Source organism: Paenibacillus sp. J22P165 (genome assembly GCF_059692015.1).
Genome location: NZ_JCAUAP010000011.1, coordinates 44,575 through 62,462, shown reverse-complemented (window position 1 = coordinate 62,462; position 17,888 = coordinate 44,575). Strand labels below are relative to the sequence as shown.

The 17,888-nt window shown below is 44.1% G+C and carries 17 protein-coding genes; 15 read left to right on the top strand and 2 right to left on the bottom strand.

What is annotated here, in order from left to right; all coding sequences use genetic code 11:
- Window positions 1-154 precede the first annotated feature (154 nt).
- Complete coding sequence (locus tag AC58QM_RS26440) at window positions 155-1,258, top strand: chymotrypsin family serine protease (protein ID WP_497287790.1); 1,104 nt, start codon at window positions 155-157, stop codon at window positions 1,256-1,258.
- A gap of 147 nt (window positions 1,259-1,405) precedes the next feature.
- On the opposite strand, the gene AC58QM_RS26435 is transcribed toward AC58QM_RS26440, so the two are convergent.
- Window positions 1,406-2,731 carry a CapA family protein gene (locus AC58QM_RS26435; protein WP_497287789.1) on the bottom strand — a complete coding sequence of 442 codons (1,326 nt, stop codon included), beginning with the start codon at window positions 2,729-2,731 and terminating at the stop codon, window positions 1,406-1,408.
- 225 nt (window positions 2,732-2,956) lie between these two features.
- On the opposite strand from AC58QM_RS26435, the gene AC58QM_RS26430 reads away from it, so the two are divergent.
- Window positions 2,957-4,894: a stalk domain-containing protein gene (locus AC58QM_RS26430; RefSeq protein WP_497287963.1), complete on the top strand. Its 1,938-nt coding sequence runs from the start codon at window positions 2,957-2,959 to the stop codon at window positions 4,892-4,894.
- Window positions 4,895-4,970: 76 nt separating this feature from the next.
- Here AC58QM_RS26430 and AC58QM_RS26425 read toward each other — a convergent pair whose 3' ends face one another.
- Entirely contained in the window at window positions 4,971-6,893 is a 1,923-nt protein-coding gene (locus tag AC58QM_RS26425; protein ID WP_497287788.1) for an FAD-dependent oxidoreductase, read from the bottom strand.
- A 191-nt stretch (window positions 6,894-7,084) separates the two neighbouring features.
- Between AC58QM_RS26425 and rsgA the strand changes: the two genes are divergently transcribed.
- The 13 genes from rsgA to AC58QM_RS26360 all read left to right on the top strand — a co-directional run bounded on the left by rsgA (window position 7,085) and on the right by AC58QM_RS26360 (window position 17,848).
- Window positions 7,085-8,149: a ribosome small subunit-dependent GTPase A gene (rsgA, locus tag AC58QM_RS26420; RefSeq protein ID WP_497287787.1), complete on the top strand. Its 1,065-nt coding sequence runs from the start codon at window positions 7,085-7,087 to the stop codon at window positions 8,147-8,149.
- 90 nt (window positions 8,150-8,239) lie between these two features.
- The gene (locus AC58QM_RS26415) at window positions 8,240-8,590 is read left to right on the top strand and encodes a histidine triad nucleotide-binding protein (protein WP_497287786.1); all 351 of its coding nucleotides are present in this window, start codon (window positions 8,240-8,242) and stop codon (window positions 8,588-8,590) included.
- 114 nt (window positions 8,591-8,704) lie between these two features.
- Entirely contained in the window at window positions 8,705-8,878 is a 174-nt protein-coding gene (gene rpsU, locus AC58QM_RS26410; RefSeq protein WP_028558020.1) for a 30S ribosomal protein S21, read from the top strand.
- An 8-nt stretch (window positions 8,879-8,886) separates the two neighbouring features.
- Complete coding sequence (locus tag AC58QM_RS26405; RefSeq protein ID WP_057314579.1) at window positions 8,887-9,330, top strand: GatB/YqeY domain-containing protein; 444 nt, start codon at window positions 8,887-8,889, stop codon at window positions 9,328-9,330.
- A 160-nt stretch (window positions 9,331-9,490) separates the two neighbouring features.
- Complete coding sequence (locus AC58QM_RS26400) at window positions 9,491-10,156, top strand: NfeD family protein (RefSeq protein WP_497287785.1); 666 nt, start codon at window positions 9,491-9,493, stop codon at window positions 10,154-10,156.
- Between the two features lie 13 nt (window positions 10,157-10,169).
- Window positions 10,170-11,159 carry a flotillin-like protein FloA gene (gene floA, locus AC58QM_RS26395; protein ID WP_310226916.1) on the top strand — a complete coding sequence of 330 codons (990 nt, stop codon included), beginning with the start codon at window positions 10,170-10,172 and terminating at the stop codon, window positions 11,157-11,159.
- Between the two features lie 17 nt (window positions 11,160-11,176).
- Window positions 11,177-11,638: a YqfB family membrane protein gene (locus tag AC58QM_RS26390; protein WP_497287784.1), complete on the top strand. Its 462-nt coding sequence runs from the start codon at window positions 11,177-11,179 to the stop codon at window positions 11,636-11,638.
- A 197-nt stretch (window positions 11,639-11,835) separates the two neighbouring features.
- On the top strand, window positions 11,836-12,114 hold the full coding sequence (yqfC, locus tag AC58QM_RS26385) for a sporulation protein YqfC (RefSeq protein WP_056609736.1): 279 nt from the start codon (window positions 11,836-11,838) through the stop codon (window positions 12,112-12,114).
- A gap of 41 nt (window positions 12,115-12,155) precedes the next feature.
- Window positions 12,156-13,349, top strand: a complete 1,194-nt coding sequence (gene yqfD / locus AC58QM_RS26380; protein ID WP_497287783.1) for a sporulation protein YqfD — start codon at window positions 12,156-12,158, stop codon at window positions 13,347-13,349.
- A gap of 6 nt (window positions 13,350-13,355) precedes the next feature.
- The gene (locus tag AC58QM_RS26375) at window positions 13,356-14,321 is read left to right on the top strand and encodes a PhoH family protein (protein ID WP_497287782.1); all 966 of its coding nucleotides are present in this window, start codon (window positions 13,356-13,358) and stop codon (window positions 14,319-14,321) included.
- A 40-nt stretch (window positions 14,322-14,361) separates the two neighbouring features.
- Entirely contained in the window at window positions 14,362-16,608 is a 2,247-nt protein-coding gene (locus AC58QM_RS26370; RefSeq protein ID WP_497287781.1) for an HD family phosphohydrolase, read from the top strand.
- 8 nt (window positions 16,609-16,616) lie between these two features.
- On the top strand, window positions 16,617-17,144 hold the full coding sequence (gene ybeY, locus AC58QM_RS26365) for an rRNA maturation RNase YbeY (RefSeq protein ID WP_497287962.1): 528 nt from the start codon (window positions 16,617-16,619) through the stop codon (window positions 17,142-17,144).
- Window positions 17,144-17,848, top strand: a complete 705-nt coding sequence (locus AC58QM_RS26360; protein WP_497287780.1) for a diacylglycerol kinase — start codon at window positions 17,144-17,146, stop codon at window positions 17,846-17,848. Before ybeY ends, AC58QM_RS26360 begins: the two co-directional genes overlap by 1 nt.
- Window positions 17,849-17,888 lie beyond the last annotated feature (40 nt).

Here is a 17,888-nt window from a genome sequence, read left to right as displayed (position 1 = left end):
TATACAGAAATAATCTACCTAATAACCAAAAGGCTAATGACGTAAAGTGTCATTAGCCTTTTTTAATTTCTAACGAAAGCACTAGGTAAAGGTATCAAGCCGAAACGTACAAGTTGGCATACACTGCACCAACATGACGAAAAGGGGAATGGGCATGGCAACATTTCATGAAGCGCTGAAACATAAGAATCGACTATCGCCTATGCTATTGAAAAGGGCAGAGGTTATCGGAGTTGGGGTTGGGTATGCCGATCCCAAAAAGCCATCCGCAGGTGCAGGTGTTATCGTATATACCCATCAAAAAATAGTGCCATCTGGACTGAATAACCTCAAAAGCGTTGCCTCCAAATTAGGTTCATCCGTGCCGGTTCGCTTTCTCTCCTCCAACTCGTTTAAATCGCATGTGTACAAGGCTGCAAAACCGAAGGCCTACAAAGCAGTGAGCTTTCAAAATCGCAATCGTCCGGTACCGGGCGGTGTGAGCATTGGGAAAACAAGTCCCTCCTCGACAGGAACTGCTGGATTAATTGTTATTAAGAATAATCAGCTCTATATCCTCAGTAATAACCATGTATTGATTAGAGATAATTCCTCCACATTTTCAGAAACCGTACAACCAGGACCAGCAGATGGAGGCGTATCTGGAACTGATCGCGTAGGCAGAGCCTTCCAGTTCGTGCCGCTACGCCCAAGCGAAGTTAACTTTCAGGACTCATGCATCTCGCTTCCGACTTCAAACAGTTTATTGAATCCACGGTATTTACGTAGTTCATCAGGTCAATTAATCACAGTACCTGGTCATCTATTAAGTTATCCTGTCGGACTTCGGGTATTTAAATCTGGACGAACCACGGGGGCTGTCCGCGGTACCGTAGAGTCTAATAATGTAGATGTGCGTGTATCCTACGGGGGAAGTTTAGGTACATTGTTATTTAGAAATCAGTCTGTCATCGTTGGTACTTCAGGACCAGTTTCACTTCCTGGTGATTCGGGTTCCGTCTGGCTTCGCGCTAGCGATCGCTATGCGGTAGCACTTAACTTCGCTGGTCCAGCAGATGGCTTACGTTCCATTTGTAATCCGATTGGTGTCGTGATGTCCACTTATAATGTGCGTACGGCCATTCCTGCAGCAGGTGGAACTTTTAAAGCTGGTCGTGTGAAAGGCGCAGCGCCGCTTGGCGATGCATCCTATGTGCAGCCTTTAACAGAGCAGCAACGGAAGCGTACGAGAGCTGTCTTGGTAAGGTCGCATAAGTAAGTAAAAGAATGCGATAATCCCACGCGGAATGTTCAACAGCTCGATGATCTGAGGGAATTACATGCTTTGCGTTCTGAAAAGAGCGCGAATTACATTGTAATTCCTGTACATAGTAACATCCGCCAAGTTTATTCCTATGGTAGTCCATTATCGACTGGCAATCTCTACATTTGGTCGAATATTTTGACCTTCGAGTTCCACGCCGTAAGAAATAGATTGCAGATAAGCTAATTGCTTATCAACATAGGGTGTGCCTTTGGAGATAATCTGATTTTTTTCGATATAAAAAGGTTGAAAAGACATTTGAATTTGATCCTCTGCTAGTTTCAAATGAAGTAAACCAGTATCTGCTTTGGGACCAGTTACGTAGTCAGGAAAGAGAAAATTACCAATCGAATAGGCAATGGGTTTGCCTTTGTAATACTCAAAACCTTGCAAGACATGTACATGACTGCCGATGATCGCATCTGCGCCAGCATCAATGATTTGTTTAGCGAACTCACGCTGCCAAGGCTCGGGACGATTATTCATCTCGACGCCCCAATGAAGGTAAACCAGGACATAGTCCGAATCTGCACGCTCGCGCGCAATGGCATCGAGTACAGGTTTACGATCATAAGCTTGAGCTATTCCAGGCTTGTTCGGTCCTGCGAACCAATCACCAGTCGGGATAAAGCGAGAAAATGCAAGGAATTTCACTTTTTTTCCTTTCAGGATAACACTCTTTGCTTGGTAAGCTTCTCGGGCATTCAGACCACCCCCGACATAGAGCAAACCAGCATTATCTAGATGGGTCAGTGTATCAAGAAACCCTTTCTGTAAGAAATCCATTGAATGATTATTTGCTACGGAAACCATATCGAAACCGGCATCTTTAAGTCCTGCAAGCGATTCTGGATTCGATTTGAAATTATAAATCTGATTGGTATCCTTCGCATCTTCAAGCGTAACAGCTGTTTCGAGATTGACGAAAGAGAAATCGGCCTGCGCGATATCGGATTGAATATGTCGAAATGGATAATCAGGTCCGTTTCGGCTGATCGCGTCTTTTACCGACCAATCGAACATGGCATCTCCAGCAAAAATAATATGCAGGGGTTCTTGATCTTCTTGTTTGGATGGAGTTGGTTGTACATATACGACACCAAGGGTAGTGTCATTCTTATTTACCCCAATAAGATCGGTCGACAAAGATTCTCGAATGTTATCTGCCATTTTTGGTGTTGGTGTTGGTGTTGAATATGAATTTGATGTTGATGTTGAACTTGAATTTGAACTTGAACTTGAACTTGAACTTGAACTCAAACTTGAACTTTGCGCTTGCGTCGGTACCGGTGACTCAGTTACTGAACTTATTGTTGTCACATTCTCTGACACATTCTCCAATGACAAAGAATGGAGCGCAGTCTCACAACCAACAATCAGCATGCTCAAACAAGCCACGAGTAGAAGACTTGCTCCGTATATTTTCATGAGTCACAGACCCTTTCGTGCAACTTTTTCTATATTTTAACAATTAATGGTTGCGGATGGCATCGAATGGTCGTGTTGAAATGCAATTAATTTCGGTTAAAACTGTCAATAAAACAGGGTGATTTGTAATTTTTTTGATTATTGTGCTACTTTTTGATATCCCGTACGTATCTAGTACAAGCGATTAACTAGAACAGCATGAAAGGGAGTCTGTTACTCTTGAGGATGAATAAACGAATTGGGATATTATCGCTCGCTGTAGGCATTCTTACTGCGGGTATTGCGCAATCACCTGCACCCGTGCGTGCAGATGTCGTTTGGGATCATTGGAAGCAAGCGGAGTCACTTGTCGCGTCGGGAAATACAGGTGCCGCTGTGCCTCATTGGAAATATCTAACGGATTACTATGCGGGAGCAGGGGAATGGGAGAATGCAGCGTTATTTAGTGGGAAATTAGATGCGTATTATGACGCTATCGGTGATTATGACCAAGCGATTCATTACTATGAGCAAGAAAATCAATACTGGGTGAATGCTGGGAAAGATTGGGGAGCGGAAAAATTACAACGTGCAGACCAAATTCGTACGACGGTTGAGTTGTACAGGGAGGAAAGTAACGAGCAAATTGTCCAGCAACGGACACAGTCGCAGGGGATTAAGCTTGCTAAATTTGAACCAGCCTATGGAGCGTATCTAGGTGTTTATTCGGAACTAGACCCGAAGGTCGGCAATATTTTCACGAAAATGCAAACTGTGTATGGCAAAAAGCATGCGATTTACCTTGCCTATTCCCCTTGGGGAAAAAGCTTTCCGTCCGCATATGCCAAACGTGCCAAAGAAGCAGGAGGCGCTTTGCAAATTGCTTGGGAGCCTCATTCAGGGTTAGATCCAGTCACAGACGGCGCTTATTTGCGCAGTTGGGCTAAAGAAGCGAAAGCTTCAGGAATACCAATTTTCTTGCGTTTTGCTGGGGAAATGAATGGTGCCTGGGTAGAATGGAATGGGAATCCGTCACAGTATATTGCGAAATTTAGAATGCTGCATGATGTGTTTGCAACGGAAGCGCCGAACGTAGCGATGGTGTGGAGCCCAGGCGATGTGCCTGCAAATGATATTGATCCTTACTATCCAGGTGATGCCTATGTAGATTGGGTCGGCGTAAGCTTGTATATCGAGCCTTACTCCAATGGAGATCCCACGCAGCCATCGATGCTAGCGACTAGCAATGTAGAGAGATTGACAAGATTATACAACACCTATGCGGATCGGAAACCATTGATGTTAAGTGAGACAGGCGTTCCTCACTATTCCCATTCTGCCGGTGAAGATTATACGGAATGGGCAAAGCTCAATTTGCAGCGTTTGTACGAGATCATGCCATACAAGTATCCGAGACTAAAAGCAATTACCTATTTCAATGTGGATCAACAAATGGATAATGCAAAAAATGATTATTCACTATCGACTTCATCCGAGATTCAGAGTTATTACAGCCAATTAATAGAGAATCCTTATCTTCTCTCCGAGGTAAAGGAAGCTGCTAAGCCCGCAGATCATGTTGGTTATGTGCCAATTGATGCAGATCACCAATCATTTACGAAGCAAACAAGAGTTATTCCTTTTATTAAAATACCTGAGGTATACATCGGAAAAGTGGAGTACCTCTTGAATGGACGGGTAATCGCAGCTCAAACGAGCTTGCCTTACGGGTTAGATCTAAAAGCGGGAGAAGTACCTGAGGGCTCGGTATTACAACTTCGTGTCTGGAATAAATCCGGAAAGCAAGTTGCGTTTCGAACGTATGGTATTTCATCGCAGGTTTCTGTCAATATCAATGGGAAAGTCCAATCATTTGAGCAAGCTCCTGCCATTGTGAATGGATCTACATTCACGCCGCTCCGTGCTATTTTTGAAGCGATGGGCGCCAAGGTTGATTATGATGCGGCAACAAGATCTGTTACAGCAACCAAAGGGAGTACAATCGTTAAGCTGACGCTTGAGCAACGAACTGTCTATGTGAATGGCAAACCAATAGAGTTGGAAGAGCCTGCTAGACTAGTGAATGGCTACACGCTTGCGCCTGCTAGATTCGTAGGAGAGACGTTCGGAGGTACCGTCAACTGGGACGGGGTAACGAGAACGGTTTCGATTACAACCAAATAAAGGTTGAATAAAAAAGCTGCTTCAATACCTGACGACAAGTCAGATATTGAGCAGCTTTGTTTGTCTTGAAACGTTGTTAAACGTTCTGTAAAGCTTGTTCCACCTCTTGCACGATAGATAGTGCCGCGCTGCGTGCACTTGAGAATGCGCGTTCTGCAAGCTCACCTTTGCCAGTGCAGCCGTCTCCGCAGAAATAGAACGGAATATTTTCGACGCGAGTTGGTAAGAGTCGGTTGGATGCAATGTTTTTAACACTGGATACCATGGCTTTCTTCGATACGCGTTTTACCGCTGTGACATCGCGCCAGCCTGGATAATGTTGATCGAACAGAGCTTCCATTTGCGATGTTTTATTATCCAAATAAGCTTTACGTTCTTCATCGCTGTCGAAGTTATCACTTAAGTAGGCGATACCTTGGAGTAGTTGCCCGCCTTCTGGTACTAACGTGTGGTCTGTGGCAGAAACATCACTAATGAACAATTTGTTATCCATATCGCTGATGTAACTGAATGGTCTTGCGACTACGCGGCTTAACCCAATGTCGTAAACCATAACCTCTGTTGCTGTGTTGGACTCGTATGGAGCGAGGAAAGGTTCCCATGCCGTTCCTTTGAGCAGTTTAACAACTTGTTGAACCGGCATTGCGAAAATGACTTTATCAAACGCCATTTCACGTGTTTTCGTTTTTAACACAAATTTGCGATCTTCATAACGAAGTCCATCAACACCTTCTTGAAGGGCGAGTTCCCATTTGCCAGAAGTCGTCATTTTCTGCTTCAGTTGATTGGTAATAACAGCCCAACTGCCCAAAACGTAGTTGACGGGTTTACTGGAGAGGAACAAGTTATGATAATACTCACTAATGACTGCGCCAGATACATTACGAGCATCCTCAGGAGTAATGAAGAAATTGGAACAAACGAGATGCTCCCAAAGCTCTTTCACATCTTCATCCGCATTAGACTCAGCAAGGTAATCCGCTAAGGTAGCGTAGTTTTTTATATTATGAATATTTGCGATAATAGCGGCAATTTCCCCGACAAAACGAACTTTTTGTATTGTGTTGAGCAGATCTGTTTTGAGAAGATTAATGGCATCGAGCGGCGCGGTTGTAAGTTGATTATGCTTCGCATAAACGACTTTTCGCTTATCCACCTGCTTGGAAGAGAAGGATAGTCCAAGCTCACGCTCCATTGTAGTCAATGTATGACGATCGATTCCATAGATCGCATGTGCGCCGTAGTTGAGTGTGAAACCGGCTTTCTCATACGTAAAAGCGCGACCTCCGAGCTGAGGACTGCGTTCAAACAGAATACCTTCTACGTGTGGGTTTTCAGATAAATATGCAGCTGCGGTTAGTCCAGCAAGACCTCCACCGATAATGGCTACTTTCATAAGCTTTTCCTCCTTGGGGGCTGGTTCTACCTGTAACGATGCGTAAGGTTCTTCGGAACGAAGGCCTACCCATAGCCAGGCTAAGTTGTTTTTCATCATGGAGAGTAAATCGGCATCTTCTTGCGTACACCAAGTACGGATGGTACCGGCATACATACATACGAGTAGTTCAATCTTTTTAGGCTCCGGGAGCCAGTGCATTAAACTTTCTTTTAATACGTTCAATTGCTGCAGCTCTTCCAATTTGACCGTATCATTTTGCAAGGAAAGGGCCTGTAAACTGCGAATAAGTCGCGGTGAGAGTTGCATATTCGACGCTAAGTCTAAAAAGAGGCGATTAATGTGTCCCTCTAGTGATTGAACCTTTGAAGGAGGTTGTTTCACCCAGTCCTGAATCAGTTGAATTTGTTTGTTATACAGCGCCGAAATAATGGCATCCTTACTTTTGAAATAATGATAAAAAGTGCCTTTGGATGTGCTTGTAGCTGCGATAATATCATCGACAGAGACGTTCTCATAACCTTTATCCATAAACATGGTTAAAGCGACTTCCATCATGACATCACGCTTTTTGCGGGTCGAGGCTCTCATGAATTGACTCATCCGCTCACTCCATTCAAACGATCGGTTTACACCTATTATATGCAAAATTAGACTGTTAGTCTACAAATGAATTGACCGGCGCCAAATTCGGGCTGCAGGATTAAACAATCTAAATAATTCTTTCCCGTGTGGGGGGCATAGCATAGGTATATACTTCATGTTAGAACACCTTGAGAGGATGAATTATTGACTTGGATAAAGCAAATTTAGGATGGCATGTATTTTTTGAAAAAGCGTTTGAACCTTACCTTAACGAAGAAGGATTTGTCGCAGGCCGCGTCTCCTTAGAACATAAACATATGTACCGCGTTCAGACGGAAGTTGGCGAAGTGCTGGCTGAAGTTTCTGGCAAAATGCGTCACCAAGCTCTACGTCGCGAGGATTACCCTGCTGTAGGGGATTGGGTTGTCATTTCGCTGAGAGATGGAGAAGGGCGTGCTGTGATTCATGCAGTGCTTCCTCGTCGAAGTAAGTTTTCCCGTAAAGTGGCCGGACAAGTCACGGAAGAACAAATCGTTGCAACAAATGTCGATACTGTTTTTCTGGTAAATGCTTTGAATCAGGATTTTAATATCCGCCGAATTGAGCGCTATTTGGTTTTGGCATGGGAGAGCGGGGCTAATCCCGTCATCGTATTGAGTAAGGCAGATCTATGCGAGAATCCAGACGAACTCGCGGCAGAAGTTGCGAGCGTTGCTATAGGCGTTCCTATTCATATTATTAGCTCCGCCGAGAATCGGGGTTTAACTGAACTTGCAAGTTACATGGCGCCTGGTCAAACAGTCGCGCTTTTAGGTTCCTCAGGTGTTGGGAAATCCACATTGGTGAATCGTATATATGGCCGAGATATATTAAACACAGGTGATATTCGATCTGGTGATGACAAAGGAAAGCATACGACAACGCATCGTGAGCTTATTCTGCTGCCGGATGGCGGCATTTTGATTGATACCCCAGGGATGAGAGAGTTGCAGCTTTGGAGCGCCTCAGAAGGGCTCAGCACGTCGTTTCAGGATATCGAAGAATTTGCAGAGCAGTGTTTCTTCCAAGATTGTAAGCATGAGAATGAACCGAAATGTGCAGTGAAAGCAGCGTTGGATTCGGGCGCGTTATCCGCGGAGCGATTTCAGAATTATGTGAAACTACAGAAGGAGCTAGCATATCTGGCTCGTAAAGAAGATAAAGGTCTACAGGCTGCGGAGAAAGCGAAATGGAAAAAGATCCATCAATCCCTCAAAAGTCAACCTCATCGCTAATTTCGATAAGATTTGGATTGGATTTTTTGATGGCTTTCCGATAAACTTATAACTAAGTAGGACAACAATGTCGGGAGGACGAATGGATCAATGAGTGATTGTATTTTTTGTAAAATCATTGCAGGGGAGCTTCCCTCGAAGAAAGTCTATGAAGATGATCAGATTCTAGCTTTTCATGATATTCAACCTGCAGCACCAATTCATGTCCTTATTATTCCGAAAAAGCACTTTGCCTCACTTGCTGCTGGACAACCGGAAGATTGGGCTGTTGTTGGGCAAATGCAGCGTGTTGCTGCGCAAATTGCTAGAGAACTAGAAGTAGAAGAATCCGGTTATCGTGTAATAACGAACATTGGAGCAAACGCAGGGCAAATCGTTCACCATTTGCATTATCATTTGATGGCAGGCGCCAGATTGGCTCCGCTTGGGGTGCATAACTAATCTTTCTAGTAGGAAAGATCAGTTTTGCGATTGACACCCTAATTACTATCACCTATAATGAGATTTGATGAACCGTTTTGTCTTAGATGGTCTGTTCGGAGGGAGGGAAAACTGTTGTCAGAAACTCGAGTTCGTAAGAACGAAACTATAGATGCTGCACTTCGTCGCTTTAAGCGTTCCATCGCTAAGGATGGCGTTCTTGCAGAAGTTAAGAAACGTAAGCATTATGACAAGCCTAGCGTTAAGCGTAAGCTTAAATCAGAGGCTGCTCGTAAAAGAAAGTTCTAGGAGGCAACATGAGCTTAAGCGATCGATTGAACGAAGATATGAAACAAGCGATGAAGAGTCAGGACAAGTTTAAGCTCTCTGTAATTCGAATGGTACGATCTACGATTAAGAATTCTGAGATTGATCTGAAAAGACCCTTAGACGACAATGAAGTGCTTGATGTTCTAACTCGTGAGATCAAACAGCGTAAGGATTCCCTCCAAGAATTTACCAAGGCAGGTAGAGATGACCTAGCCGACAACCTGAGCGCGGAACTTGTTATTCTAGCTGAGTACATGCCGCAACAGCTTTCTGAGGAAGAAGTGAAAGCCATTGTACAGCAGACCATCCAGCAAATTGGTGCTTCTTCCAAAGCGGATATGGGCAAAGTGATGACGGCATTGATGCCTCAGGTTAAAGGACGCGCTGATGGTAAACTTATCAATCAGTTAGTTCAACAACTATTAGGTTAACACCAAATATGTTTTGTGAAGATCGAGTGGATTTTTCTGCTCGGTCTTTTTTCCATTTTATGGAGCATTATTAATTATTCTAATGAAATACCGAAACAGTTCATAAACTAATACGTACATATCTATAGATAAGAAAGTTTAGGGGAAGGAGTGAACGACGATGTTTCTTGATAACTTATCTGAGTTTCTGACCCACCCTGTAACCGCAACCGTTTTATTGGTGGTTGGCATTATTGGCATTGCGCTTGAACTGCTATTTTTCAGTAGCGGCTTGTTGGCCTTAGCCGGTGTTGCTGGTTTTGGTTTATATTTCTTGGGCTTCTATTTAGCAGGTTTTGCAAGCTTTGGTGATTTAACCGTATTGGCAATTGGTTTAATCCTTTTGATTTTAGAATTAGTTGTTCCGAGTTTCGGCATTCTCAGTGTGCTAGGAGCGATCTGTCTGTTCGGCGGCGTGATGATGGCGTCTTCCGATCCGAAGGAAGCGGCTTATATGCTAGTCATCGCGTTACTTGTGGCAATTGTGGTTGTTATTGCTGCCATTCGGACATTCAAGCACCGCGGTGTTTGGAATCGCTTTATTCTGAAAGAGCAATTAACGACTAGCAAGGGCTACACATCAAATCCAGATCGATCCAACTTGATCGGGTTGACGGGTGAGGCGTTAACGCCGCTGCGACCAGCGGGTACGGCCCTCATTCAGGGTGAACGCGTAGATGTCGTTACGAATGGGAATTTCATTTCTGCCAACAGGGCCATTGTTGTTGTAGAAGTAGAAGGGGTTCGTGTTGTAGTCAAAGAAGTGGATAACCAACATAACAATTAGGAGGAAACATACAATGACAATTGAACCAGGCTTATACTTGGTGCTGCTCGCAGCCATCATTATTATCGTATTATCGATTTTACTAAGTGTTGTTCCAGTTATGCTATGGATATCTGCGCTAGCTTCTGGAGTAAGAATTAGTATTATTACCTTGATTGCGATGAGACTCCGTCGAGTTACACCAAGTCGTATCGTGAATCCTATGATTAAAGCAACGAAAGCCGGGATTGATCTTAGTGTTAACCAATTAGAAAGTCACTATCTAGCAGGCGGTAATGTTGACCGCGTTGTGAATGCGTTAATCGCAGCACATCGAGCCAAAATTCACTTGGAGTTCGAGCGTGCAGCAGCCATTGATTTGGCGGGCCGTGATGTATTGCTAGCCGTTCAAATGAGTGTAAATCCACGTGTAATCGAAACGCCTAACGTCTCAGCAGTTGCGAAGAACGGTATTGAAGTAAAAGTTATTGCAAGGGTTACGGTTCGTGCGAACATTGATCGACTCGTCGGTGGTGCAGGGGAAGAAACCATTATTGCCCGTGTTGGAGAGGGGATCGTTACAACCGTAGGTTCAAGCGAATCACATAAGGATGTTTTAGAAAATCCAGACATGATCTCTCGCACGGTCTTAGGCAAAGGTTTGGATGCGGGTACAGCTTTTGAAATTCTGTCCATTGATATTGCGGATGTGGATGTAGGTAAAAATATTGGTGCCCATTTGCAAACGGAGCAAGCCGAAGCGGACAAACGTATTGCGCAAGCGAAGGCAGAGGAACGCCGTGCGATGGCTGTTGCAGCTGAGCAAGAAATGAAAGCGCGAGTCGTTGAGATGCGAGCTAAGGTTGTTGAGTCCGAGTCACAGGTACCGCTTGCTATGGCTGAGGCACTTCGCAATGGCCAATTAGGCGTAATGGATTATATGAATCTCAAAAATATTGAATCCGATACTCAGATGCGTTCCTCATTAGGCAAAATAAATGACGGAAAACCTGAGAAGGAATAAGATTACGAGGTGATGGAATGGAAGCGCTAATCGTATTCTTATATAAGAACTGGTATTTGGTCATTATTGCGCTAACCTTTTATTATCAAATTCAAAGCAGGCGCAAACGTGCAGCGCGTGGGGCGACCAGAACGGGCATGCCAACCTTTGGTAATGGCCCAGGCGACGCTGGGAGGCCTGTAGAAGCGAAGAAAGCCCAAGCGGGACATGTTGCTCCATTGAGTCGACCTGAACGCATCAGAGACGAATTTAGCCAGTCGGGACTTGGGAAGTCGGCGGCGACAGTTAAGCAGAAAACATCACCTTTCACACCACAGGTTACGAAAAGTAGTGTAGCAGCGAGTTCACCTATCTATTCGGATGAAATTTCCTCTTCACGTATTTTTCCGGATCAGCCTAATCGTGAACAGGTGCTGCAAGGTGTCGTATGGGCCGAGATCCTTGGTCCGCCGCGTGCCAAAAAGCCATATCGCAGATAATCATTTATAAGAAGCCCCTTTTGCAAATAAGCAAAGGGGCTTTTTGCGTTTAGTTTGAATAAAACGCATGCATCCCGAGAAGGACAGCGCAGCTGTTTAGTCAGCATAAAAGCGGATTCTTCCGCATAATTTGGTAGAAAGTCTATGCGCGTTTTCTGCATTCTTGATCTTCTAGTTAGAGGGGGTACTGCCCAGCTATGCGTCGCTTGACCCGCAAATGGAACCAGTTCACGGCCAAGATCCTTGATCTTCCCCAAGATGTTGTACAGGATTTGCCGCGAATTACGATGATCGGCAACGTACAGCTATATGTTGAGAATCACCGGGGCGTACTGCATTTTTCTAGTGAAATACTCAAGTTGGAGTTAGCGAAAGGGACGTTGGAGGTTTGTGGCCAGCAGTTGGTTATTAGAGCGATCCTTTCCGAAGAGGTGTTCATCGAAGGTATTATCGATCACGTGAAATATATGCCATAGAAAAGTAATTGGCAGTGTGAATGAGAACTGGAGGCTGAGTCATGAAACAATCCCTATTCATTGCCCGTTTGCGTGGCTATGTACGCATACAAATTAGAGGCAAGGACTGCGAAAGGTTGATACATCCCATGGTGGAGGGCGGCTTCTCCATTTGGGATATTCAAGCTGGCAAAGACGGGAAACTGGAGCTGTATATCCTCATTAAGGATTTCTTTCGACTTCGGCCGCTCTTGAAACGGACAGGCTGTAGAGTGCACGTGTTAGAGAGATTTGGCCTGCCCTTTTTTATGGATAAAATCGGTAAGCGAAAAGTGTTGTTTGGGGGATTCGCAGCTTTTATCATCAGCCTATATGTGCTGACCTCTTTGGTGTGGCAGGTAACGGTGGATGGCAATGATCGTATTGAAGCCAAGGACATTTTGCAAGCAGCATCCAAACAAGGTATTCATAAGTTTCAGTGGAAATTTAAGCTGGATAAAACAGAGGACTTATCGCGTGCCATACAGCAGGAACTGCCGGATGCGGCGTGGGTCGGTGTTGAAATTCGCGGAACGCATATCACGATAAAAGTGGTTGAGGCAACCATTCCGCGCAAAGAACCATTAAAAGATCCTCGCAATATCGTAGCTGCCAAAAGTGCGTTGGTTACCGAAATTCAATCCATAAAGGGAAAACCGATGGTTAAGCCGAATACGTATGTTCGCAAAGGGGCCATTTTAATCTCGGGTACGATTGGAGATGAGCAAAATAGTCAAGTCGTTGTTGCAGATGGTAAGATAAGAGGAGTCGTCTGGTATACCTCACGAATTGAAGCGCCGCTAACGAAACAGTATAGAGTCTATACAGGTGAAACTGTACATCGCAGCTACCTCGTGTTTGGGACAAGGGCTCTCCAACTTACTGGCTATGGTAAGACGCAATTTGAACATTTTGAAACGATACCTGAACGAAAAACACTGGCTTGGCGCTCATTTTCACTTGGACTTGGATGGCTACATGAGAAGGTGATGGAGGTGAATTTGGTTGAAGAGCCGATGGAACCGGCGAATGCCAAAAAGGTTGGCATCGAGCAGGCTAGAGCCAAATTATTAGCTGCTGCAGGTGAGGATGCGAGGATCGTCGGAGAAAAAATTTTGCATGAAAAAACAGAGAATGGTAAAATTTATATAGACATTCATTTTGAGGTCGAAGAGAATATTGCTGAAGAACAACCAATTGTGACACGAGGAGAATGAGGCCTGTTGATAGAAAATGCGCAATCTGTAAAAATTACATTAAAAAATCCGGCTGAAGGACTAGCTTTATTTGGGCCGCAGGATAAATTCTTGCATATCATCGAACGGGAAATTGATGCTCAAATCTTTACGCGCGAAGCCGAAATAACGATACAAGGCAGGGCTGCCGAAGTGAACTCACTTCAGCAGCTCTTTGAAGTTCTTTTGCAGCTAATCCGCAATAATTACACTGTGACAGAGCGAGATGTGCTCTATGCCGTTGAATTAGCGAAACAAATGAAAGCAGAGCAATTATTGGATCTATTCAAAGGTGAAATTACGAGCACGCACAAAGGGAAGCCGATCCGTGTCAAAACGATTGGACAGAAAAAATATGTAGAAACGATTAAGAAGAAGGATATTGTCTTTGGGATTGGCCCAGCAGGAACAGGCAAAACCTATTTAGCTGTTGTTCTAGCGGTAACTCGTCTGAAGGAAGGCGCAGTAAAACGCATTGTTCTTACACGTCCTGCCGTAGAAGCGGGGGAAAGTCTCGGATTTCTACCAGGGGACTTACAGGAAAAAGTTGACCCTTATTTACGCCCATTGTATGATGCTCTTAATGACGTCTTAGGGCCTGAGCAAGTAGCGAAGTCACTAGAACGCGGACTCATAGAAATTGCCCCGTTAGCCTATATGAGAGGGCGTACATTGGACGATTCATTTATCATCCTGGATGAGGCCCAGAACACAACTCCTGAGCAAATGAAGATGTTTCTGACAAGACTTGGTTTTGGTTCTAAGATGGTTATCACCGGCGATGTGACACAGATTGACTTACCTCGAGGCAAGTCCTCTGGATTGGTTGAAGCGTCTCGCATTCTAAGTGGTATTGAAGAATTGGGCTTTATTCATTTTGATGAGGGTGACGTTGTACGTCATTCACTCGTTCAGAAGATCATTGTTGCCTATAACGCTGAATCGACTAAGTAAAGATGCTAGTTTGGCTAGATAGAGAGGAATGACCTCCGTAATGAAAAATGAAGTGCAAATGAAAGGCAAATTTCATTACCGGCTGAGCGGATGGAAATACAATACGGGCTTAAGAATACTTTTATTTCTCATATTAGGATTGATATTCTACGCCACTCTATATGAGAAGCTTGTTCCACAAGTTTTTGATATTACCCTGGGTATGAAGAGTGAGAAGACGATCTATGCACCTGAGCAGATTGAGAACGCTGTCGCGACGGAGCAAGCCAAAGAAGATGCTGCGAAGCGCGTCCAGCCTGTCTATAAGATCGTTAACCTCAAGAATGAAGTCATCAGTGATGCCATTTTTGATAAATTATCTCAGATCAATGCGGATGAAGAAGTGAAGTTCGATGATAAGGTGAGTATTTACCGTCGTGTCATTCCACAATTGATTAGTGACTTGACGAATGATGCCATCAAAACCCTGCGGAATAGTGGGCAATATAACGATTTGTTACTTGAACAAATTCAACTTGGCTTGTCGGATCAGAAATATCCGCTTCCTGAGGAAATTTATTTTAAACTCCCGCGGTTGACCAAGGAAGATCTCGCGGATATGCGTACTGTGACGAAAGATATTGTCACCAAGCTGATGATTGACGAAATCCTGGATGCAAAAACAGCCAGGGCTAAGGTTGCAGAAATGGTGAATACGTCTACGCTAGCAAAGAATACTTCCCGTGAAATGGTAACCGAGATTGCCAGAGCATTAATTACGCCGAATAAATTTTTTGATCAAAAAGGGACTGATGATGCCAAAGGGCAAGCCAGAGGCAATATGAAGACTGTTTATATTAATAAGAATGATGTGCTGGTCAAAGCCGGCGATGTCATTACAGAAGAAATATATACACGGTTGGAAAAGCTTAAACTGCTCAAGGATAAGGCGAATCATTTGCCGCAGTTTGGCCTTGTTATTCTGTGCGCGCTGTTATCATTTGTCATCTTTATGTTCGTTAGACAGAGTAACATGCAGGTCAAATACAATAATTCGCAGCTGGTCATGCTTGTTTTGATATTTTTAATGAATATCGCTGGCATGAAAATTATTTCACTCCTGCAAAATTTCGACTATCCATTTATTGGATATTTGGCTCCGACTGCTCTTGGAAGCATCTTGATCGCGATCTTGTTGGATGCACCGCTTGCATTTATTTCATCGGTTTTATTCTCCATTATTGCGAGCATTATTTTTAATGCAGAGCACGATGCGCTATTCGACTTCCGGTTTGGATTAGTCAGTTTGGTTATTTGCTTTAGCGGCGTGTTTACGATTCAACGTGCAAGTCAACGTGCTACTATTTTGAAAGCGGGCCTCATGATCGCCTTCTTCTCCATGTTGACCATAACGGCGATGCTGTTGATGGAAGATCATTTTCAACAAAGAGAAGCATTGATGTCCCTGTCTTTCGCTACAGCTGGCGGACTAGTTACGGTCGTATTCGTCATTGGATTGCTTCCGTTTTTTGAAGCTTCCTTCGGGATCCTTTCTCCGCTTAAGCTTGTCGAGCTTTCAAATCCAAATCATCCCTTACTGCGCAAACTGCTTACAGAGACACCAGGCACGTATCATCACAGTGTGATGGTAGGTAACCTGTCTGAAGCGGCGGCCGAATCCATTGGTGCAGACGGGTTACTATGCCGGGTAGGATCGTACTACCATGATATCGGTAAAACCAAGCGACCAAGTTACTTTATCGAAAATCAAACGAATATAGAAAATCCGCATGATCGGATTGATCCGAATTTAAGCAAGTCCATTATTATCGCGCATCCGCGTGATGGTGTTGATATGTTGAAGGACTTCAAAATGCCGAAACCGATTCGCGATATCGCTGAGCAGCATCATGGAACAACGCTACTGCACTTTTTCTATCATAAAGCGAAGAAGCAAGCTGAAGAAGAGAACAGTGAGAAAGGGATACGTGAAGAAGATTTTCGATATCCAGGTCCTAAAGCGCAATCGAAAGAAGCGGCTATTGTGGGAATTGCAGACAGCGTTGAAGCGGCAGTACGTTCATTACGTAACCCTACGCTGGAACAGATCGATTCCATGGTAACCAAGATTATCAAATCACGGTTAGATGATGGTCAGTTCAACGAATGTGACCTCACACTGAAAGAGCTTGATAAGATAGCGAAAACATTGAATGAAACCTTGTTAGGGATTTTTCATTCGCGCATAGAGTATCCAGGTGAAATCACGGCTAAGAAGCCAGGTGATAAGAAGGAGGGCAATTCCTAATGGCAAGTGTGGATTTAACGTTAGCATGGAGCAGTGAACAAGAAGAAAAGGAAATCACACCTGCGTTCATTGAGAAGCTTGAAGAACTTCTTAAACTTGCAGGTGAGATTGAAGGCATTACTGAAGGTGAGGTTGCTCTTACGTTTGTTGACGATGAGACGATCCAAGATTTGAATAAACAGTACCGTAATTTAGATAAGCCAACGGATGTCCTTTCCTTTGCAATGAGTGAATTTGGGGATGACGAGATTCAGATCAATTATGAGGATGATGGCGACGATTCCGAAGGTGAACTTGAAGAAGGTGAAACCGTATCGGAAGCGTTCATTGAGCCGCTTGGCGATATTATTATTTCCGTACCGCGTGCTATCGCGCAAGCGGAAGATTATGGTCACTCGGTAGAACGCGAGTTGGGCTTCTTATTTGTACATGGCTTCCTGCATCTAATTGGGTACGATCACCAGAGTGAAGAGGAAGAAAAAGTGATGTTCGCTAAACAGGAGGACATTTTGCAGAAAGCAGGCTTGACGCGATAATGTCGGGCGGCTTCCGTAAATGGCGCAGAAGTTTTCGGTATGCCTATGAGGGAATTAAGTACGCACTAGATACGCAACGTAATATGAAGTTTCATTTTTCCGTTGCGTTTCTTGTTTTACTAGCAGCACTGTTCATCCATTTGTCCAAAACAGATATTTTATTTATCTTATTAGCGGTAACCCTCATGATTGTCACGGAATTAATTAATACGGCTGTGGAGAAAACGGTGGACCTGGCGATGCCAGACCGACATCCATTAGCCAAAATTGCGAAGGACGTCGCCGCGGCGTCCGTATTGGTGTCTGCCATGTTTGCAGTCGTTGTGGGATTAGTTGTTTTCTATGAGCCCATCGATCAGTTGCTGCGACACGCTAGACTCCAAGAAACACCGCTATCTGCAGGTGCGATATGGATTTTAATTGCTCTTGTCATGCTGACGGTGATTGTTATTGAGACTCGCTTTTCAGATAAAGGGAAATTAGTGCGGCCTAGTTTATTGACAGCTATTGCATTTGCAATTGCTACAGTCATTTTGGTCATTGTGACCGAAACGATAGCTGCGTTACTTGCTTATACGCTGTCTATTATTATCCTAATTGTGTTGTATGATAAAAAAACAAGGCCATTCCCAGCACTCTTTTTGGGGGCAATGATTGGTATTGTGGTGACGCTCCTCGCTTTTACCTGCTTAAACATGCTATAACTTAACTATTACTTACTATTTCTAATAAAAGGGTGGATGG

Coding starts and splice junctions, on each gene's coding strand:
- AC58QM_RS26440 (WP_497287790.1), top strand. CDS start 155: ATGGCAACATTTCATGAAGCGCTGAAACATAAGAATCGACTATCGCCT.
- AC58QM_RS26435 (WP_497287789.1), bottom strand. CDS start 2,731: ATGAAAATATACGGAGCAAGTCTTCTACTCGTGGCTTGTTTGAGCATG.
- AC58QM_RS26430 (WP_497287963.1), top strand. CDS start 2,957: ATGAATAAACGAATTGGGATATTATCGCTCGCTGTAGGCATTCTTACT.
- AC58QM_RS26425 (WP_497287788.1), bottom strand. CDS start 6,893: ATGAGTCAATTCATGAGAGCCTCGACCCGCAAAAAGCGTGATGTCATG.
- AC58QM_RS26415 (WP_497287786.1), top strand. CDS start 8,240: ATGAGTGATTGTATTTTTTGTAAAATCATTGCAGGGGAGCTTCCCTCG.
- AC58QM_RS26405 (WP_057314579.1), top strand. CDS start 8,887: ATGAGCTTAAGCGATCGATTGAACGAAGATATGAAACAAGCGATGAAG.
- AC58QM_RS26400 (WP_497287785.1), top strand. CDS start 9,491: ATGTTTCTTGATAACTTATCTGAGTTTCTGACCCACCCTGTAACCGCA.
- floA (WP_310226916.1), top strand. CDS start 10,170: ATGACAATTGAACCAGGCTTATACTTGGTGCTGCTCGCAGCCATCATT.
- AC58QM_RS26390 (WP_497287784.1), top strand. CDS start 11,177: ATGGAAGCGCTAATCGTATTCTTATATAAGAACTGGTATTTGGTCATT.
- yqfC (WP_056609736.1), top strand. CDS start 11,836: ATGCGTCGCTTGACCCGCAAATGGAACCAGTTCACGGCCAAGATCCTT.
- yqfD (WP_497287783.1), top strand. CDS start 12,156: ATGAAACAATCCCTATTCATTGCCCGTTTGCGTGGCTATGTACGCATA.
- AC58QM_RS26370 (WP_497287781.1), top strand. CDS start 14,362: ATGAAAAATGAAGTGCAAATGAAAGGCAAATTTCATTACCGGCTGAGC.
- AC58QM_RS26360 (WP_497287780.1), top strand. CDS start 17,144: ATGTCGGGCGGCTTCCGTAAATGGCGCAGAAGTTTTCGGTATGCCTAT.